Source organism: Chryseobacterium contaminans, from assembly GCF_001684955.1.
Lineage (GTDB): Bacteria > Bacteroidota > Bacteroidia > Flavobacteriales > Weeksellaceae > Chryseobacterium > Chryseobacterium contaminans.
Genome location: NZ_MAYF01000327.1, coordinates 1 through 20,079, shown reverse-complemented (window position 1 = coordinate 20,079; position 20,079 = coordinate 1). Strand labels below are relative to the sequence as shown.

General features: G+C 38.0%; 17 protein-coding genes. 6 read left to right on the top strand and 11 right to left on the bottom strand.

Features of this window, described 5'->3' with window-relative positions:
- From BBH99_RS17960 to BBH99_RS23105, 4 genes are all read left to right on the top strand, one after another.
- Positions 1–742 (top strand): hypothetical protein (locus tag BBH99_RS17960; RefSeq protein WP_228390835.1); only part of this gene is annotated, 742 nt, incomplete at its 5' end.
- A 40-nt stretch (positions 743–782) separates the two neighbouring features.
- Positions 783–1,598, top strand: coding sequence for an SDR family oxidoreductase (locus BBH99_RS17955; protein WP_066698941.1), 816 nt, complete (start codon positions 783–785; stop codon positions 1,596–1,598).
- A 1-nt stretch (position 1,599) separates the two neighbouring features.
- Positions 1,600–2,085, top strand: coding sequence for a hypothetical protein (locus BBH99_RS17950; protein WP_066698938.1), 486 nt, complete (start codon positions 1,600–1,602; stop codon positions 2,083–2,085).
- A gap of 661 nt (positions 2,086–2,746) precedes the next feature.
- A complete protein-coding gene (locus tag BBH99_RS23105) occupies positions 2,747–3,121 on the top strand; it encodes a DoxX family protein (protein WP_066698935.1) in 375 nt (124 codons plus the stop codon).
- Positions 3,122–3,266: 145 nt separating this feature from the next.
- On the opposite strand, the gene BBH99_RS17940 is transcribed toward BBH99_RS23105, so the two are convergent.
- From BBH99_RS17940 to BBH99_RS17920, 5 genes are all read right to left on the bottom strand, one after another.
- A complete protein-coding gene (locus BBH99_RS17940; protein ID WP_228390833.1) occupies positions 3,267–4,079 on the bottom strand; it encodes an HAD family hydrolase in 813 nt (270 codons plus the stop codon).
- A gap of 13 nt (positions 4,080–4,092) precedes the next feature.
- On the bottom strand, positions 4,093–5,142 hold the full coding sequence (locus tag BBH99_RS17935) for a UDP-glucose--hexose-1-phosphate uridylyltransferase (protein WP_066698930.1): 1,050 nt from the start codon (positions 5,140–5,142) through the stop codon (positions 4,093–4,095).
- Positions 5,126–6,310, bottom strand: a complete 1,185-nt coding sequence (gene galK, locus BBH99_RS17930; RefSeq protein WP_066698928.1) for a galactokinase — start codon at positions 6,308–6,310, stop codon at positions 5,126–5,128. The genes BBH99_RS17935 and galK overlap by 17 nt, the downstream gene beginning before the upstream one ends.
- 91 nt (positions 6,311–6,401) lie before the next feature.
- Entirely contained in the window at positions 6,402–7,055 is a 654-nt protein-coding gene (fsa, locus tag BBH99_RS17925; RefSeq protein ID WP_066698925.1) for a fructose-6-phosphate aldolase, read from the bottom strand.
- A gap of 88 nt (positions 7,056–7,143) precedes the next feature.
- The gene (locus tag BBH99_RS17920) at positions 7,144–8,016 is read right to left on the bottom strand and encodes an AraC family transcriptional regulator (protein WP_066698920.1); all 873 of its coding nucleotides are present in this window, start codon (positions 8,014–8,016) and stop codon (positions 7,144–7,146) included.
- A gap of 155 nt (positions 8,017–8,171) precedes the next feature.
- Between BBH99_RS17920 and BBH99_RS17915 the strand changes: the two genes are divergently transcribed.
- Positions 8,172–8,768, top strand: a complete 597-nt coding sequence (locus BBH99_RS17915) for a hypothetical protein (RefSeq protein WP_066698918.1) — start codon at positions 8,172–8,174, stop codon at positions 8,766–8,768.
- A 124-nt stretch (positions 8,769–8,892) separates the two neighbouring features.
- Here the strand turns inward: BBH99_RS17915 and BBH99_RS17910 are convergent, their stop codons facing one another.
- Genes BBH99_RS17910 through BBH99_RS17885 form a run of 6 tightly spaced genes read right to left on the bottom strand, consistent with a single transcriptional unit; the run spans position 8,893 to position 18,854 of the window.
- On the bottom strand, positions 8,893–10,926 hold the full coding sequence (locus tag BBH99_RS17910) for an alpha-glucuronidase (protein ID WP_066698915.1): 2,034 nt from the start codon (positions 10,924–10,926) through the stop codon (positions 8,893–8,895).
- Positions 10,927–10,953: 27 nt separating this feature from the next.
- Positions 10,954–11,928, bottom strand: a complete 975-nt coding sequence (locus tag BBH99_RS17905; RefSeq protein ID WP_066698909.1) for a glycoside hydrolase family 43 protein — start codon at positions 11,926–11,928, stop codon at positions 10,954–10,956.
- Between the two features lie 21 nt (positions 11,929–11,949).
- Entirely contained in the window at positions 11,950–13,059 is a 1,110-nt protein-coding gene (locus BBH99_RS17900; protein ID WP_066698945.1) for an endo-1,4-beta-xylanase, read from the bottom strand.
- A gap of 10 nt (positions 13,060–13,069) precedes the next feature.
- Complete coding sequence (locus BBH99_RS17895) at positions 13,070–14,515, bottom strand: MFS transporter (RefSeq protein ID WP_066698907.1); 1,446 nt, start codon at positions 14,513–14,515, stop codon at positions 13,070–13,072.
- A gap of 28 nt (positions 14,516–14,543) precedes the next feature.
- Positions 14,544–16,445, bottom strand: coding sequence for a sialate O-acetylesterase (locus BBH99_RS17890; RefSeq protein WP_083188872.1), 1,902 nt, complete (start codon positions 16,443–16,445; stop codon positions 14,544–14,546).
- A gap of 33 nt (positions 16,446–16,478) precedes the next feature.
- Positions 16,479–18,854 carry a glycoside hydrolase family 127 protein gene (locus tag BBH99_RS17885; protein ID WP_066698905.1) on the bottom strand — a complete coding sequence of 792 codons (2,376 nt, stop codon included), beginning with the start codon at positions 18,852–18,854 and terminating at the stop codon, positions 16,479–16,481.
- Between the two features lie 513 nt (positions 18,855–19,367).
- Here BBH99_RS17885 and BBH99_RS17880 point away from each other — a divergent pair.
- Positions 19,368–20,054 carry an NUDIX hydrolase gene (locus tag BBH99_RS17880; protein WP_066698903.1) on the top strand — a complete coding sequence of 229 codons (687 nt, stop codon included), beginning with the start codon at positions 19,368–19,370 and terminating at the stop codon, positions 20,052–20,054.
- Positions 20,055–20,079 lie beyond the last annotated feature (25 nt).

Below are 20,079 nucleotides of genomic sequence, written 5' to 3'. Positions count from 1 at the left end.
TATTACTTCAAAAAAGTGGCCACAGAGACAGCAGTTTTTGGATGCAGTCAAAAAAGCAATTTCAGAAGACACTTATGCTGTTGGAACTTATTATCCGGGAGTAGAGGAAACGAAAAAAGCTTTTCTCGAAAATCAGCCTACTGCTGAAGTTTTAAAAGTTGAAAACGGTAAGTACCCAACAACCGATGTAGTCTTAATCCCTAATATTCAGGAAGACGATTATGCTGTTAAGAATGAAGCATTCTGCCAGATCTTTTCCGAAATAGCCTTGGACACTGAAAATAATGTGGATGATTATCTGACAAAAGCAACAATTTTCTGCAATGAAAAATTACTGGGAACACTTGGCTGCATGATCGCAGTTAATAATGAAACAATGAAAAAGCACGAGGCAAGAATTCATCAGGCCATCAATGAATTAAATTATGGTGGGATCGCCATCAACACAATTCCTCCAAACATTTTTATGAATGCTTATTTAACATGGGGTGGCTGTAATGAAAACCAGGAGGATTTCATCTCAGGGGTAGGTAATTTTGGAAATGCCCATAATTATGAAGATGTGATAAAGTCAGTTTTAATTGATGATTTTAATGCTCAGGGAATGTTGATGACCAACAAAAGCATGATGGAGCATTTATTTACGAATTCAACTCAATTTGCGATCGATAACAGTTGGGGAAATTTTGCAAAAATGGCGGGACAAATGGTTTACGACGGTTGTAAAAAGAAAGACTTCTAAACATGACATTTAATACATAATTCAATAAAAATTAAAACAGATGAACAAGACTATTTTAATAACAGGATGCAGCAGTGGTATTGGCCGGATGACCGTCAAATATTTTCAGGAAAAAGGTTGGAACATCGTGGCAACTGTCCGTAAATTCTCTGATAGTGATGCAGAACTGACAGATTTGGGAAATGTGTTGGTTACCGAACTTGATGTTACCAAAGAAGATACGATCAAAAGTACAATAGAGCAAGCAGTAGCAAGATTTAGAACAATCGATGTGCTATTGAACAATGCAGGGTACGGTTCTTACGGAATTTTGGAATCTACCCCGGAAAATAAAATCCGGATGCAGTTTGAGGTCAATGTTATTGGACTGTTATTGGTAACCAAAAATATTATACCTGTTATGCGTAAACAGGGAAATGGTATTATTATCAACATTTCTTCAATGGGTGGCAAAATAACCTTCCCAATGGGAACATTATACCATGGTTCAAAATTCGCTGTGGAAGGAATGAGTGAAGCTTTATCGTATGAGCTTGCAGAAATTGGAATTCAGGTAAAAATGATAGAACCAGGTGTTATCAATACGAACTTTGCTACCAGCTCTTTTGATTTAAATATAGACTCTGCAATAACCGAATACAAAGAGTTTACAAATAAAGTTTTACAAGCTTTTGAAGCTGGTGCAAAAGGAAGTGAACCTGTTTTAGTTGCCGAAACCATTTATAAAGCAGCTACAGACGGTACCAGCCAATTGCGTTACATAGCCGGGCCGGATGCCGAGCAGATTATTGCTGCCCGCAAACAAATGAACGATGAGGATTATCTGGCTCTTATCCGTTCACAATATGGCCTATAGAATGGATTTCATACAAGAATTGAATCTTTGGACAAAAGGTGACGTCTTTCAAGGAAAAGTAATGGTAGGTTTAGGGCTTCTTTTAGTCCTGACAATACCATTATTATCCAAAAAAGAAAATACCTTGTCAAATGGAATGCTGATTCCCATTAGTTTATTATTGCTTGTAAATTTAGGATACGGAAGTTATCTCTTGTACTCAAGGCCAAAGCATCTTGAACTAGTGACAGGGTCATTTCATATCAATCCAAAAGAAGCTTTACAGGCGGAACTTGCGAAGATGCAGGCAGATAATAAAAATTATGCAAGATTAAAACCTATTTGGGCTGTATTAATTATTGTCTCCGTTATTGCTTCTTTCTTAATTAAAAATGACTATTATAAGGGCATTTCGCTTGGATTATTGTGTTTATCAGTAGGCTTTTTATTGATAGATTCATTCTTACATCATCGACTGGATAATTGTTTAAAAATATTGAACATTTAAGCCAAGGTATTCAAATCAAAATTTTAAGCTTCACAAATAATACGACTCTCAACATTAATTAAATAGTAAGGGGCATATTTTAAGTCAATTGTTACCATTATTTACATGATTCCAAGAACCTTAACAAAGGTATTAAATGTTCGACTAAGCTCCCTCTCTCTCCGCAGAATAAAATCACTAAAACCCTTTAAAATCTATATTTTAAAGGGTTTTTTATTTTTAGGAATATCAGATACTCACCTCTATATGATGGCTTTTCAGGTAACTAATGATAATACTCCAATTACAAACCAAAAGCTTACATTTGCGTTCCTACTATTTTCTTACAGAAACACAATTTAAATCTGTCAAAAATAAAGTTTTCAATACGGAACTCCTTACTTCCAACGCCCGTTTATGTATTGAACAAAAATCTTATTATTTAATTCAACTTTATAATAATCTTGATTACCTTTGTATCAGTACAAAAGCAATTCACTAAAATGGAAGATGTTAATCTTTGGTTAGACCAACCAAAAAAGGGATAAACAAAATTAATTTTTCAAGGATTTTTACCTAATATCTTTGAATGAATATCCTTGAAATGATTTCAAGGCAATACTTGTTTAACTCATTTATCTAAGCTTTCGAGAGCTTATAATTTAACTTCACCAACAATAGAATGAATACAATTTTGTGGATTATACAGGGACTCCTGTCTCTATTTTTTATCATGCCAGGTTATGGAAAAATTACAGGCAGCAAGAAAAAACATGTCGCAGACGGACAGCTAAAACCTAACAGCTCCATCATCCCCATCCGAATATTAGGTTTTCTTGAATTATCGGGTTGTTTGGGAATCATATTTCCCTGGCTTTTCAGTATTTTACCAATTTTAACGCCCATGGCAGCAACAGGCTTTTGTCTGATAATGCTGGCAGGCATTTTTGTTCATATTCAAAAGAAAGAATACAAAATGCTTCCAATGCTGATCATAGTTTTCATTCTGTCAGCAGCAGTCTCATATTTCAGATTTTTTAACTTATCGGTTAAATAGGAATACTTTTACAAAATTTAATAAAATATAAAAAGGCCTCTCAAAAGTTTGAGAGGCTTTTGTTACGTAGTTACCACAAATTGATTTTCAGAACTTTTTATTTTTCTGATAAGAAATTCAACCTTTAGGCGGCCCTGAAATTCCATCAGTTCAATTGCAGATAATCCTTAATTGTTTTTAATACTCCGAAGCTATCATTAGTACAGGCTTCAAAATTGGCCACCTGCTTTACATTCGGATGCGCATTCTTCATAGCGTAAGAATATTTAGCATTCTTCAGCATTTCTATATCGTTCATATAATCTCCGAAAGCCATCGTATTTTCAGGGGAAATTCCTAAAGATTGTTGAAGAATTTTCAGTGCATTCCCTTTATTGATATCCTTATTCATAACATCAAGCCAATACTCACCTGAAACAACCACTTCCAGACCGAATTCTTCAAATCTTTTAAGAACCGGATACAGATGTTTTTCAGAACCTTCCGGATGATAGACCGCTATTTTAAAGGCTGTATCATCAATTCTTTCTGTAAGGTCATCTTTTTTCATATTTTCGGTATAGTACTTTGAGAAAAAATCTACAAACTGCTGATCTTCGGTTTCATAATATGCCATTTTTTTAGCTGACAGTACCGCTTTCGCACCCGGTATTTCCCGAACTGCTTTGATGATTTCAACAATATATTTATATTCCAAGACATCGGCGAAAAGCTCCTGATCTTTATAGATAATGTAGCCTCCGTTTTCTGCAATAAAGCCGATCTCACTTTCTATTTCTCCGAAATAATGGGTAATGCCCGGCATCTGTCTTCCACTTGCAGGCACAAATACAATATTTCTTTTTTTCAACTCTTGATAAACATCCGAAAATTCAGGGCTCATTTCATGGCTGGAATTGAGAAATGTACCATCCATGTCCGTCACAATTAGTTTAATCTGTTCCATATTCTTTTTCAAAGATATTGATTTATTATTTTTTCTTGTAATGAATGGTGGGAAGGTTTCTTAATATTGCAGCACTTTGTTCCGGGGTAATATCGCGCTGAGGCTCTGCCAGCATTTCATACCCCACCATAAATTTTTTAATTTCCGCACTTCTGAGCAATGGAGGATAAAAATGCATATGAAAATGCCATTCCGGATGTTCCTTTTCATCTGTAGGTGATTGATGGATTCCCGCAGAGTAAGGAAATGACGTTTCAAAAAGATTGTCGTAGATAGTAGTTAGATCCTTAAGTACAGCTGCAAAAGATTCTTTTTCATCCTCAGAAAATGCAGCAATATTTTCTCTTTTCTGCTTACTGATAATCATTGTTTCATAAGGCCATGATGCCCAAAACGGCACCAATGCTGCAAAATGTTCATTTTCTGTGACCATGCGTTCTCCAGCCTTGATTTCCTGCTGAAGATAATCCTCCAGCAATGTTCTTTTATTCTTTTCAAAATATGATTTCAACTGAGTCTGGGTTTTCTGAACCATTGCCGGAATGGACGACTGCGCCCATATCTGGCCATGTGGATGAGGATTGCTGCACCCCATTATGCTCCCTTTATTTTCAAAAATCTGAATATAATTGATATGATCCAGAGCAGCCAGTTCATTGAACTGTTCCTGCCATATATCCACCACATTTTTTATCTGTTCAAGAGACATTTCCGGTAAGGTAAGGCTATGATTCTCAGAAAAACAAACCACCCTATTGATTCCGCGTTCTGGAAGAAGGGTAAAAAACCCGGAATGTCCTTCAGAAAAGTCAACTTCTTCATTCAGCAATGCTCCAAAGTCATTATTAAAAACATAGATTCCTTTATACTCAGGGTTCCTGGCTCCGTTAGCACGCCTATTTCCGGAACAGAGATAGCAGTCCGGATCGTATACAGGACGGTTTTCTTCTGCTGTTTCTTCTCTCTTCCCTTGCCATGGCCTGTTTGTCCGTTGTGGGGAAACCAATATCCATTCATCCAATAGAGGATTGTGTCTTCTGTGGGGATGCTTATTACGGTCAAATGATATATTCATTGGTGTATTCTTTTATCCCTTCGGAAATTTTAACATGATAAATTTTCATCTGAATATTAAAATATTCAAAATATTTTTCGCTGATGGCTTCAATCACTTCTTCAGCTTTATTCTCTTGAATTAAATTGATACTACAACCTCCGAAACCTCCTCCCATGATTCTTGATCCCAATACTCCTTCCTGCTGTAGTGTATTTTCCACTAAAAAATCAAGTTCATTGCAGCTGACCTCAAATTCTGTTGAAAGGCCGGCATGAGTTTCGGTGAGCAGTGTTCCAAGATATTCAATATCTCCTTCTGAAATAGCTTTTGCCGCCATTTTCACTCTATGGATTTCTTTCAGCAGATAGAAACATCTTTTGTATGAAACACTTCCCATTTCCTTTTTTACAGAATCAAGCATCGCTATCGTAAAATCCCTGAACTTTTCTATTTCCGGAAATTTTTTCCAAAGGATCTTTTTACCATGTTCAACATCTTTTCGTCTTTCATTATAACCGGATGTCAAATGGGTATGCTTTACACAACTGTCAAAAAGCAGCAAACTGTATCCTTTAAGATCTGCATCAAAATATTGATGTTCCAGCGAATGACAGTCGAGCATAATCACTTTATTTTCCTTTCCAAAAACAGAGGCAAACTGATCCATAATTCCGCATTGAACCCCCGCAAAAGAATGTTCCGATTTTTGCCCGATCACAGCAATCTCTTTTTTTGATAACTGAAGATCAAAAAGCTCATTGAGAATATAGGCAAACCCACATTCAAGTGCCGCAGAAGAAGAAAGTCCTGATCCCATTGGGATAGTACTGCTGAAGACAATTTCCATACCGCAAAACACGTTCTCCGGTTTCTGTAACTGACTGAAAACGCCCAGAATATAATTCATCCACATCTGCTGTACCGGTTTTACCTCCATTGTGACATCAAACGTATATTCTTCTCCAAGGTCTTTAGCAATGATGGTACATACGTTTGTCTGAGACAGCTTCCGGACAGCAAAACAGATGTATTTATCTATAGCAGCAGGCAATACAAATCCATCGCTATAATCTACATGTTCACCAATAATATTAATTCTTCCCGGAGATAGAAAGATACGTTCAGGCTCTGCTTTAAATTCAGCCTTAAACTTTGTTATAGTTGGAATGATTAACTGTTCGTGCATATCAATCTTGCTTGATAAAAACAGATCTTAAATGATTTACATAATAAAACTACTGAGTTTATAACAGAGGTTATACTTTTTCTGCCCAATCTTATTTCATTTTTTGCGAATCCTTGATAAACTGGTCTAATCCTGAATCTGTGAGCGGATGTTTAAGAAGAGAAAGTATAGGTGCCAAAGGGCACGTTACCACATCAGCTCCTATTTTTGCACAATTGATAATATGCATACTATGTCGGACTGAAGCAGCCAGAATCTGTGTCTGAAAAGCATAATTGTCATAAATCGCTCGGATTTCGGATATCAGATGAAGACCGTCCGTAGAGATATCATCCAGTCTTCCAAGAAAAGGAGAAACATAAGTGGCTCCTGCTTTGGCAGCCAGCAATGCCTGTCCGGAAGAGAATACTAGCGTACAGTTTGTCTTTATTCCCTTTTCAGAAAAATAGCGGATGGCTTTAATCCCATCTTGAGTCATGGGAACTTTTACAACAATTCTTGGGTGTAGTGCGGCAAGCTCTTCACCTTCTTTAACCATTTCTTCAAAAGTAATTCCCAAAACTTCAGCACTTACATCCCCATCTACAATCTCACAGATATCAAGGTAATGATGATGTATATTTTGTTTTCCGGAGATCCCTTCTTTTGCCATCAGTGATGGATTTGTGGTGACTCCGTCCAGAACTCCAAGGGCATGGGCTTCCTCTATCATCGCCAGATTGGCTGTATCAATAAAAAATTTCATAAAAGTGATTATTGTTTATAAGTGTTAAATTTACACTTATATTTTAATAAATCACCAACAAAATGTATTTTTTACTGTTTTATAACAACTATTCTATGAAATAATTAAATTCTTTCCTGTACTGCGAGGGGCTTTTCCGGATGTAGTCTTTAAAAGTTCTGTTAAAATAACTGAAGTTATTAAACCCTGATTCAAAGCAAACTTCCGTAATGCTTAAAGGCTGTTCTGCCAGAAGTTTGAGGGCATGGGTAATTCTGTATTCGTTAACAAACTGTGTAAAGGTCTTATTGGTGATTTTTTTAAAATAACGGCAAAAAGATGGTACTTTCATATTGGCAAGATCAGCAACTTCCTCCAGCGTAATAGCTTCTTTGAAATGATCTTTCACATAATTAAATATAAGATTGATTCTTTCGTTGTCTTCAATCTGGGTCTGGAGATAATATTTTCCTGCATTTAAAGTTCTGTAATCCTGGGTAACGGACAGATCATCCAATATTTTCAGAAATCTGCACAGCTTATCTAAAGAGGAAGCTTCATGCATCTCAACAATATCCTTTCCTACCTTCTTTTTCACCTGTTCTCCAAATACTATTCCCGCCTTAGATTTTTCAAGCAAAGCAGAAATCCTTTGCATTTCCGGTATATCCCATATAGGTTCTCCTAAAAAATCAGGCTTAAACTGAATGACCATTTCAAACTCATTATGCGTATTTTCATTGGTAAGTCCACAATGCGGAAGATTGCTTCCTATCAGAACAAGATCTCCATCTGAAAAATAAGAGATACTGCTTCCAATCTGTCTTTTCCCGGAACCTTTGCATACAAAGATCAACTCAATCTCAGGATGGTAATGCCAGACATGGGATTTTATATTCTCATTGGTGAGAAATTTCAGGCTGGTAAAACTACTCCCGATAGTGGGCCTTATAGCTTCAAAAGAAGGATTTACATGTTTCATACCTCAAAAGAAAATAATATTATATGCAAAATTAACAAATAACATATTTATAAAATCAAACAAAGTTAATATAGTACATAAATATGAAAATTTAATTATAGCCTGAGCATTATGGCTGTTATAGCTTTGTAATATCAATCCTAAAGTCTTACCCCATGAGCACATTATTAAAAGCAGTATCTTTTGCAGGAGCCTTACTGGTTTCAGTAAATGCAATGAGTAAGGACAGAGATTTCTCCCTTTCCTTTGGAAATGTACAAGACAAGACGTTGAACTTCGAGCTTTCAAATGTTAAAAATGTTTCTGTGTTTGTCTATAACAATGCACATGACGAGCTATTTTCCGAAAATCTTACGGATGGAAACCACGTAATGAAGACTTATAGTTTTCAAAGTTTCACGCCGGGAACTTATTATCTTGTCGCAGAATCGGAAGTGAAAATTGAGAAATACAAGATCAAAATCAATGCTGATAATGTAATGGAGGTAGAAAAAACACCTGTAAGTGCTGTCCATAAACCTGAATATACTATTTCCGGACATATGGCAAAACTTCATATGTCTGATGTAAAAGGTCCTGTAAGCATTTCAGTATATGATGTTTCTAATACAACTTATTATACTTCGAACAAAAAATATGCTGAAGGCAAAGTGGATATCACTTTCGATCTTGATCCTAAAACAGCAGATCAATATATCATACAGGTTGAAGAAAACGGAAATATTTTTAATAGGATGATTTCTCTTAAATAAGCTTATCTATTGCAGATAGACTGATATATCGACCATTCCAATTATTTTGGATTAAAATTTTACACAGCTATTATTATTTGAGGCAGCTCTCCTTTCCGATCCGGAAAAAGAACTGCCTCATTTTTTAATTGTGATGGCCCATATTCAATTTAATTTTCTTCAGATCTTCCAGTTCATGAACAGGGCGTTCAATATCATAAGGAATCGGCTTTTTGGAAAAAGTCTGGAAATACAGCAGGCAGGCATCTTTCCACCATACTGCATCCTTAGATTGAATTCTAAGCTTTGACTGAACATCTGTAAACCGCTGTTTATCAATATAAGGCTCCATTCTATCCCAGATTTTCTGATAATCCCTTACCTTTTTCACCCCGGAATCATACGTATAGCACAGCTCGTCCCATAGAATTTTACCATTTTTCATTTTATAATTCCACGGAACATGATGAAACCACAGAATAAGATTTTCCGGACAGGTTGAGATATTCCCGTATCTTTCATTCAATGGTGGAAAATACTGTGAAACAGCATTACTTCCTGTTTTTGTCCTGTCAAAACCCACTCCCTGAGCATCAGCCTGATGATAATAGACTGGCGACCAGTCTGGTCTTTCGCCTTTATAATCACCCCACGGTTCAGGCCCGTAATGATGTCCTCCCGCAAAGATATGGTGTAATCCTAATGGCATCATATAATCCACAGCGGTTTCTCTGGAAGAAAGCATGATTTCCTTTACCGGATTCAGAAAGTTCTGATCATCTGTGAAGGTCATTTTAATCCATTCATCTGCAATCTGCTCTGAACTCAACCCATGATTCCATGCTAATCTGCCGAATGCATACCAGTTGCCCTGTGCAAAATGATGCCCGGTCCAGTTGGTATCTTCCCCGATATTGGCAACGGCTGAAATCGCTGAAATTTTTGCAGGTCTTAAAGTACCGTCTGTTATTTTAGCAATCGTAGAACCCTGGCCGTCAGAATAGGTGTCGCTATCCAGTGTTTCCTTGAATAAAGGAGCCAGAAAAACGAGATGATTTGAAAAGCCCAGATATTCCTGGGTGATCTGAAATTCTACCATTTCAGAAGTTTTTCTTAATGCTCCGAAAAGCGGATTAAAAGCTTCGCGGGGCTGAAAATCAACCGGACCGTTTTTGATCTGAATAATTACGTTATCCCTGAATTTACCGTCCAGAGGAACAAATTCCAGATAAGCCTGTTTGGCTCTGTCGTCTTTGCTCGGGCTGTAGACAAAGGCTCTCCACATCACGATTCCATTATAAGGTTTCAAGGCATCAGCCATCATATTGGCTCCGTCTGCATGGGTTCTTCCGTAATCCTGCGGGCCTGGCTGCCCTTCGGAATTGGCTTTCACCAAAAATCCGCCGAAATCAGGAATTAATCTGTAAATTTCAGCAGCTTTATCTTTCCACCACTTTTGTACGTCTTTACTCAGCGGATCTGAATTTTGTAACCCGCCCAGCACTTTAGGTGAAGAAAAATTCACGGAAAGATATACTTTAATGCCGTAAGGCCTGAAAATATCGGCCAAAACCTTTACTTTTTTAAGATAATCTTCCCTAAGCATATTGGGCGATGCATTCACATTATTCAAAACAACGGAATTGATTCCTACAGAGGCATTCGCTCTTGCATATTCTTCATAGCGAGGAGAAATTCTTCCAGGCAGATCTTCCCATTTCCACAGTGATCTTCCGGCGTATCCTCTTTCAATGCTTCCGTCCAGATTATCCCAATGATTCAGAATCCTTACATCATATGAAGGTTTTTCAATAGTGTTTAAGTGAGACAGGTCAGCTTTTGTCTGCTGTAATCGCAAAATATGATAGACTCCATACAACAGTCCTATTTCTTTTCCTGCAGAAATAACGATTTTTTCAGGGGTGGAAACAATTTTGTAACCGTCTTTCAGATTTTTCTCTTTGTTTTCTGTACGAAGTTCCACCGCCTGTCCCTGCCAGTGGCTGCCCAGCTCTTTTCTGGCAATATTCAGGGTTGGACTGCTGCCTTTGGAAATAATTTGATCTGCCGATATTCCGTTTTTTGCAGGAAACCGAAGCCAGAGCTGACTTCCGTCCTCCGCGAAAACCAATAACGGAAATATCAGAAAAATTAGAATGTTGAATCTCAGATATCGCATTGAAAAATTTTAAATTATTAAAGATGCCTATGACTGGTCTTCCAGACCTTCAATCGTCTTGATTTTGCCCTCCTGATCGTATTCCAATTCAATGACTTTCATACTTCTCAGCCATGTTTTGCCGCCACTGGGAACAGAGTCATGGAAAAACAGGTACCATTTCCCTTTGAATTCCACAATACTATGATGAGTAGTCCATCCTACCACCGGAGTAAGAATTTCACCCTGAAAAGTAAACGGACCGTAAGGGTTATCCCCGGTTGCATAGCAAATCAGGTGAGTGTCTCCTGTGGAATAAGAAAAATAATATTTACCATTGTACTGATGCATCCATGAAGCTTCAAAAAAGCGGTGTTTGTCACCATGAAGCAGAGACTTTCCGTTTTCATCGATGATGACAACGTCTTTAGGAGCTTCAGCAAATTGAAACATATCATCGCTTAGCAAAGCTACCTTTGAATGGATTGCAGGCTCATCATTTTCAGGAATTACAGCAGATTCAAGTGCTTTATTGTTTCTGTAACGCTGTAATTGTCCGCCCCAGATCCCTCCGAAATACATATAATATTTTCCGTTATCTTCAAAAATACAGGGATCGATGCTGTAGCTTCCCATCATCGGATGTTTTTCAGGGATGAAAGGTCCGTAAGGTTTATCACTCACTGCAACACCGATTCTGAAGATATCATTCTGATCCTTCAAAGGAAAGTACATATAATACTTCCCGTCTTTGAAAGCGACATCGCAATCCCAAAGCTGTCTTCCCGCCCATGGAATATCTTTTACCGAAAGAACTACGCCATGATCTTTAATTTCTCCGCTGTCCACATCATCCATTGAAAAGACATGGTAATCATTCATATCAAAATGATCTCCGTTATCGTTTTCTTCAATTCCGCTTTCGCGGTCGTGAGAGGGATAGATATAGATTTTATCTTCAAAAACGTGAACGGAAGGATCTGCCATATAATCTTCCGGGAATAAATATTTTGATTTTTTCATTAAGTAAAAATTCTATTGATTTTAATTTTTCTCTGCCAATTTTATTATTTTTTGTACCACAGGTTTCTCTTGGTCTTTTCTATCAAAAAATAATGGATAATCTGTTCTCCCTTTTACCGGGAAATCGTTTTTCCAGGATTGTTTATCAGTAACTCCCCATAAGGTTACTCTTCTTATTTTATCTTTATGCTTTAAAAACAAGCCAAAGAAATCAAGATAACGTTTTTCCCATTTCATTTCTACTTCTTTGGGAAGTCCTTTGGTATACGGATTCATTTCTTTCTGATAAGCAACAGTATCGGAAACATTGGCAGAGCTTCCCCACGGAGAAGGCAGCGCACTGATTTCAAGTTCTGTGATATTGACCTTAACTCCGGCATTGGAATAGGCCAGAATTGCTTTTCCATATTCATCGATGGAAGGGTTATCCATCCCGACATGGGCCTGCATTCCTACTCCATCAATACGGATTCCTCTTGATTTAAGTTTTTCAACCATTGCAATGACTGTTTTTACCTTTTCAGGATACCATTCATTATAATCGTTGTAATATAATTCTGCGTTGGGATCGGCCTCCTGTGCATACTGAAATGCCAAAGGAATAAAATCTTCACCCAGGATTTCGTAAAATTTACTTTTTCTATAGGTTCCGTCTTCAAGAATGGCTTCATTCACCACATCCCATCCTTTTACTTTTCCTTTGTAACGGGAAACTACGGTTGTAATGTGGTTTTTCATGCGCTGTTTCAACACTTCCGGAGAAACATCCTTTCCGTTACTGTCTAAAAAGAACCATTTTGGAAGCTGGGAATGCCAGATTAACGTATGCCCGATGATGAACATATTGTTTTTCATCCCGAAATCAACAAATTTATCGGCATCATCAAAAAAGAACTTTCCTTCCTGAGGCTGCAGAAACATAGATTTCATACAGTTTTCAGCGACAATAGAGCTGAATTGTTTTTTGATAATCGATACTGCCCTCTGATCTGTCCCGTCAATCTGGGGAAGGCTCATAGCAGTTCCGATATAGAATTTATCCTGAAATGCTTTTTTTAAAGTACCATCGGATTTCTGTGCCGACAGCCCGGAAGCGGTAAGGGCCGCTAAACCAATTAAAATACGTTTCATAGTAATCTTTTTATTTTCTTCTTTCAGCCAGATCCTTTTCAATCTGAACTTCCATTTTTTTATTGATTTTGTAAAATAAAAGCAGTCCGCACGCAATGAAAAACGGTATGGACGGGAAAATACTCACAAGCATTTTCGCTCCTGCTGCCACTGTTTCAGGCTGAATAACCTGCTCATTTCCGTGTACTGAAATGTATCCGTATTTTCCAATGATCAAAGCTACCAGAGAGCTTCCGATGCTGAGACCAACTTTCAATCCTACCATCATGGCAGAAAAGATAATAGCGGTTGCCCTGCGGTTGTTCTTCCATTCCGAATAATCGGCCACATCAGCAATCATCGCCCACAAAAGCGGTGTGCTGATTCCATAAAAGAATCCGTGTAAAATCTGGGACAGGAACATAATTCCCACTGCTTTCGGAGGATAGAATATAAAGAACAGGATAAACAATGTAGAAATGAATAATGATGCAATAAAAGTGTCCCGTTTTCCAAACCGGTCTGCCAGCTTTTTAGAAAAGGTAATGCCGACGATCATCATCACAATTCCTCCCGCATTAAACAATCCGAACCCTGCAGACTTTGGGTCTTCACCGAAGAAATTCATCCCGGCAGAATTAAAAAATGCTGTAATGGGTGAAATAAAGTTCTTCAGGGCATTCTCATCCACATAGTTGTTAAAATAATATACATAAGATCCCCCTTTCATGGCCAGCGTGATGAATATAAATGCAGTCACGGTAAGCATAATAAGCCAAGGTCTGTTTTGAAATAAATCTTTTAAATCCTCTTTCAGACTTGATTTCTGTTCCGGCTTGGGAATGATTCTTTCTTTGGTGGTAAAAAAGGTAATCAGTAACATTACAGATCCGATCACAGCCAGCCATGTCATAACAGTCTCGATCCCCTGTGCTTTGTCTCCATGTCCTACATATAAAATGATAGGAAGCATAAATACCTGTACAAAGAACTGTGCAAACATCACTGCTACAAAACGGTACGAAGAAATACTGTTTCTTTCTCCCATATCTCCCGTAATAACGCCACTCAGAGCAGCATACGGTAAGTTATTGGATGCATATAATAACAATAATAATGAATAGGTTACCGCAGCATAGATCATTTTACCCTGATAGGAAAAGTGAGGCGTTCTAAAGGCTAACAAGGCCGCAATACCAAGTGGTACAGCGGTAAATAAAATCCATGGACGGAATTTCCCCCATCGTGAGCTTGTACGGTCTGCCAGCGCTCCGATAAGCGGGTTAAAGCCAAATCCGGCAATTAAACCTACGGTAAGGGTGATGACAGAAGCATCTTCTGCCTTGAGTCCGTAAATATCTGTGTAAAAATAGGTCAGGTAAGTTACTAAGGTCTGAAAAACAAGGTTGGCTGCCAGATCTCCCAGGCTATACCCTACTTTTTCTATTACCGATATCTTTTGTGGCTGATTATCCATTGATTTTGATAAGGTTTTCTATGTTAAATTAATTTTTTTCTGTTGTAAAAGGTGAAGCAGGCAACCCGCTTGTGTTTTTAAGATTACCGTCTGGGTTGTCTGCCCAATCATAACGTACATTGACAGGATTGGTGACCTGATCATTCCAGACAATGACTTTATTACCTTTTGCTTCTGCTTTTGCCCATTGATAACGGCCGTCTTTCTGCTGTATGGCAAAACCTGTCAGTTCTCCCTGTACCAGATCATCTGTTCCGGGTTTAAAGGATAGTATAATGGCATTTCCTTCTGTTTTCATCGACTGATAAACGGGTCCGTCAGCTATGATTTTTTTGCCTTCGGTTTTCAGCGCCTGTAAAGCCAGCCTATCCCCCACTGTTTTTTTATTGAGCGGATGAATATCATTCCATTCTCCCGAATCAATGGCTACTGCAAGTCCTGTATATGGAACATTGAGGGAAACCTGTCTCTGCTGTTCTCTCAGTTCAGCCCAGTTACTTTCAATGGGCTCATCCTTTCTCTCCATAAAATTGGCCAGCTGTACAATGAAGAACGGCAGATCATTCTTGTTCCATTTTGAACGCCAAAGTGAAATCATTGTTGACAATAAATCTCTGTATTCTTTTGGTTTTCCTGTATTACTTTCGCCTTGGTACCAGATAAATCCTTTGATTTTATAATTGATCAGCGGATTGATCATTGCATTGTAAAGCCCTATCGGTTTCCAGCGGATAAATGTTTGTCCGGGAGCCATTTTCTCCATTTTTGCTCCTGTTTTATATTTCCACTCGCCTTTAAGGTCTGTTTTTTGTCCGTCAATTTCTAAATAATACGGTTTATCAGCTATAAACTGTCCTTTTCCGCTGCCATTGATGACTCTTACTGTAATGATATTCTTTCCTTCTTTTAAAACACCTTTCGGAATGTCATACCATCTCGGCGGATATTCATAGGTTACATTGCCTACCTTTATTCCATTGATGTAAGTAATATCAGCATCTTTTATCCTTCCCAGATTTAAAAAAGCTGTTTTCTGGTCTGCTCCTTTTGGCAGGATAATTTCTTTACGGAACCATACCGAACCGTCAAACGGACCTTCCTGATCTTCCCATGATCCAGGCAGCATTATGGTTTTCCATCCGGAATCATTGGTGTTATCTTTTTCCCAGTGCTGATTGAAACCAATATCACTCTGATCCAGCTCAGCATACCATGCTTTGCTTAATGATCTTTCCTGAGATTCTGTAGATAGTATCAGATCATCATTTTTCCATTTTTCTGCTTCAGCCAGGTATTCCGGGTATTTTTTCAGTGATTTTTCATCCATCCAGGCCTGAACCGGAGAGCCTCCCAGACTGGTATGAATGATTCCTACAGGCACTTTATTTTTTTCATTCAGTTCTTTTGCGAAAAAATAAGCAACCCCAGAAAAATCAAGTATCGTCTGAGGATTGGTACTTTCCCACTTTCCGCCGTCAAGATCACTTTGAGGAGCTTTAAAATTATATTTCTGTGGAACCGTGAAGAATCTTATATTCTGATTGTTGGCATTTTTTATTTCATTTTCATAAAGAGGCGTCAGCCTTCGCATCGGAAGTTCCATATTGGATTGTCCTGAAGCTACCCACACATCACCAATAAGAATATCTTTAAGAGTGATCTCATTAATGGTCATGGTATATGGGCCGCCGGCATTAAGCTTTGGAAGCATAAGAGACCAGTTCCCATTTTGGTCTGCTGTTGTATGATACGCTTTATTGATAAATTTAACCGTAATTTTTTCTCCTGCATCTGCATATCCCCAGATCTTAAGGTCCTGATTCCTCTGAAGAATCATTCCATCTGAAACCAAAGCAGGCAGCCTTACTTTTGCATGAAAACTGCAAATGGCTGCAAGAAAAAATAATACGTATAGGATTCTGTTTTTCATGGGAAAAAATCTGTTTTTAAAATTGGTTCAGCTTTATTTCTTTTCGTAATTATCTGTCAGTAACCGCAATTCAATGACTTTAGCGGTCATCAGTTTTTCTTCTGCCAGAAATTTCACCGTAAGAGTTTCTTTATTCTTTTCTGAATCCGGTATCGGAACGGCCAGATATTGAGGTGAATCTCCGAACTTTCCTTCCAGATTTTGAGTCATGATTTTTTTTCCGTTGATCTCAATATTCAGCGTACGGCTATTGTTGGCATCAAAATAAAGCAGGTAAAGGTATGAAGCATTTTTTCCGTTATTTTTCATCTGGTAACTGAACCAGCCTTTGGCATCACGGAAATGGCGGTCTTCCATATATCCTGTACCGGAGTATTTGCTTTCTATAAAATGATCTGATTCCGGCTGCTGTTCACCCAGCTGGATTTTATCTGCAGTGATCATATCCAGCTTTCTGGTTTCAGCTTCTTCTTTTGCTCTTTGCTTCAGTATATTTTCTATCCCGTTTTTGTCAGCTTGTGGCCAGTACAGAATATATCTTTCTGCCTGAATATTGTAAAATGGCACAAGACTTAAGCCTTTTCCGAATTTTTCAGCCGGATAAAGCCCTGTAACGGAAAAATTGAGCGGTCCATTGTTGGAAGACTTAACATGGCTGACCACCTCGGAAGGGCTTCCAAGGATAACAGGAATTTCGTTTAAAGGAATCTGCGGACCATGAGCAATATGGCCGCCTCTGCTATCGTCCGCAAGAAGTCCCTGTTGGTTTTCGGTTCCGTATGTTGCGGCAAGCACTACAGGACCGTATTTAAATGCATAATAATTGGAATGGTCAGGCAGCTGTTCTGCAGAAAGATGCATCGGTAGAATCATTTTCACAACATCACCTTTTTTCCATTTTTTAGTCAGGGTAAAATAGCCGTCAGAACCATGCTGTACTTTTTCCTGTTTTCCGTTGATCAGAATTTGTACTTCTGAAGGTGTGGTCCATTCCGGACATCTCAGTTTTAAATCAAATTCTGACTTTCCAGCAGCATCAAAGATCAATGTTGTTTCAGGAATTTCCGGGAAGTTATTGACCTGACGGAGCACTATTTTTTGCTGTTTCCATGTCAGCGTGGAAGGGATAAACAGGTTTACATATAAATCCTTATCCGACCGGGCGTAAATCATTTCCCCATATTTGGCATGGTTTTCCATTCCGGATCCTACACAGCACCAAAAACTGGTCTGTGGTTGTGAATACACACGATAGTGCCCGGGACGCATAGGGGTAAAGTACACGAATCCTCCCTGATCATGATTTTCTGTGGAAAGGATATGATTGTATAGTGCTTTTTCGTAATAATCGATATAATAAGATTCAGGCTGCGTTGCATAAAGCTCTTTGGTCAGCTTCAGCATATTATAGGTATTGCAGGTTTCCGGACCTTCAATACTTTTTATCATGCTGCTGAAATCATTGACAGGGTTAAAATGCTCACTAACACTGTTTCCTCCAATAGCCGATGATCTTTTCTCGGTAACATTATGCCAGAAAAAATCAGCGGCATTACTCCAGGAAGTATTATTTTCAAGATCAGCAATACGTTTGTAGCCGATTACTTTTGGAATCTGTGTATTGGCATGAAGACCTGTAAGCTTATCTTCTCCTGATAAAAGCGGTGTAAGGATAGCCTGATGGGAAAAGCGGTGAGCCAGTTTCAGATATTTCCGGTCATGAGTGATATCGTAAACATCTGCAAAAACTTCGTTGAGTCCTCCATGTTCACTGCGCAGCATATCCTGGATCTGTTCATCAGAAAGGCCTGATACTTCATTCATCATCCAATCTGTAAGCCTGATGAGCATTGCTTTTGCTTTTTCATTTTTGGCATACCAATACGCATCACGCAGTCCTGAGTACAGTTTGTGAATATTATATAAAGGTACCCAGCGGTCGTTCAAACCGAAGCCTGAAGCGCGTATATTTCCCTGTTTTATTTCTTTCCAGATTTTTTTTCCGTCGGGAATTCCTGAAATGTATCCGTCCGGAGAGGCTTTCTGGCAGCGTTCCAGCTCACTGATCATATAATCAATTCTGTGCTGTATTGCAGCATCTCCTGTAGAAGCATACATCAGGGATAATGCGGAGATGTAATGTCCTCCTATATGCCCGTCCAACCCTGTGTTTTCCCAATTGGAGTAATTATTTGCTTTTGGCTCTAATCCAGCTTCTTTAAGATAAGGAGCCAATAGTCTATCCGGTTCCAGGGCCATCAGGTACTTATGATCTGCCGTCATCGCTTTGCTGAAAACACTCTCTGATAATCTGACAGTTTCCAAAGGAAAATAATGGATTTTTTCCTTCACCTGAGCCGAGGCAAATGAAGCAAAACACAATAAAAAAGCAGAAAGTTTCGGGGCCATTATAAATGTTAATTCAACATTTCTAAAATAATGGAAAGATTCAATATACGAAACATTTTCTGAGCCTATTTGACTTATTTTTTCATTTAAAACTTTCTATAAATCCCTAAAAACAACAAAAAATGTCCTACCTTATCATAAAAAATAAGATAATGAATCCACAGAAAAAGAGGACCTTAAAATCATAGAATTCCCTATGAAAATGAATTGAATACGTGTTTTAATTAAAATCTCAAAGATTTCAACAATACCTTATCGTATTTTTAACGTTAAGCTATTTTAATTATCGATTATAAACACTAATCATTATTTTAACATAATTTTAACATTCAACTCATATAGAATTAAACCAATTTCAATGATATTCTCCATTTTTGATGACTGTTTTGACTCCCAAAATATCCCATTGGAATAATTTTAATGAAATAAATAATATATATTAAAAAGTGTATGAATCACATTTATATAAAATCGTATCCATAAAAGCTTTACCTTTGTAGTAAAATATAAAAGATGACTGAGGATTACTCCCAATATCCCAAACACCTTGTTGCCGTTGACTGTATCATTTTCGGTTTTGATGGCGAAAATCTTAAAATCCTTCTGGTAAAAAGGAATTTTGAACCACAGATGGGTGAATGGTCACTCATGGGTGGGTTTATTGACAGTCATGAAACATCTGACGAGGCAGCCAACAGGGTTTTATATACATTGACTGGTCTTGAAAATATTTATCTTGAGCAGCTGAAATGTTATACGGAAATCAAGCGTGAACCAACTGCCAGGATCATGTCCATCTCCTATTATGCACTGATCAATATTGAGAAAAACATTCAGATTAATGAACAGTATAGTGCAGAATGGGTTGAGCTCAAGAAGGCACCTGACCTTATCTTCGATCATAATGATATGGTAAAGGATGCGGTGGCCAGGCTGAGAAGAAGAGCTTCCACAGGGCCTATAGGATTTGAACTTCTTCCTGAGAAATTCACGATGAAGGATCTTCAGAATCTTTATGAAGCCATTTTTGATGAAAAATTCGATAAACGAAATTTTACCAGCAAGATCAACAGCATGGACATTCTTGTAAACACCAATGAAAAGGACATGACCTCATCCAGAAAAGGCTCTTTTCTTTACCGCTTTGACGAAAAAAAATACAATAAAAAGACTTCACAGGGATTCATGTTTAAAATCTAACACTTACAAGCCTAAAACCCACAAG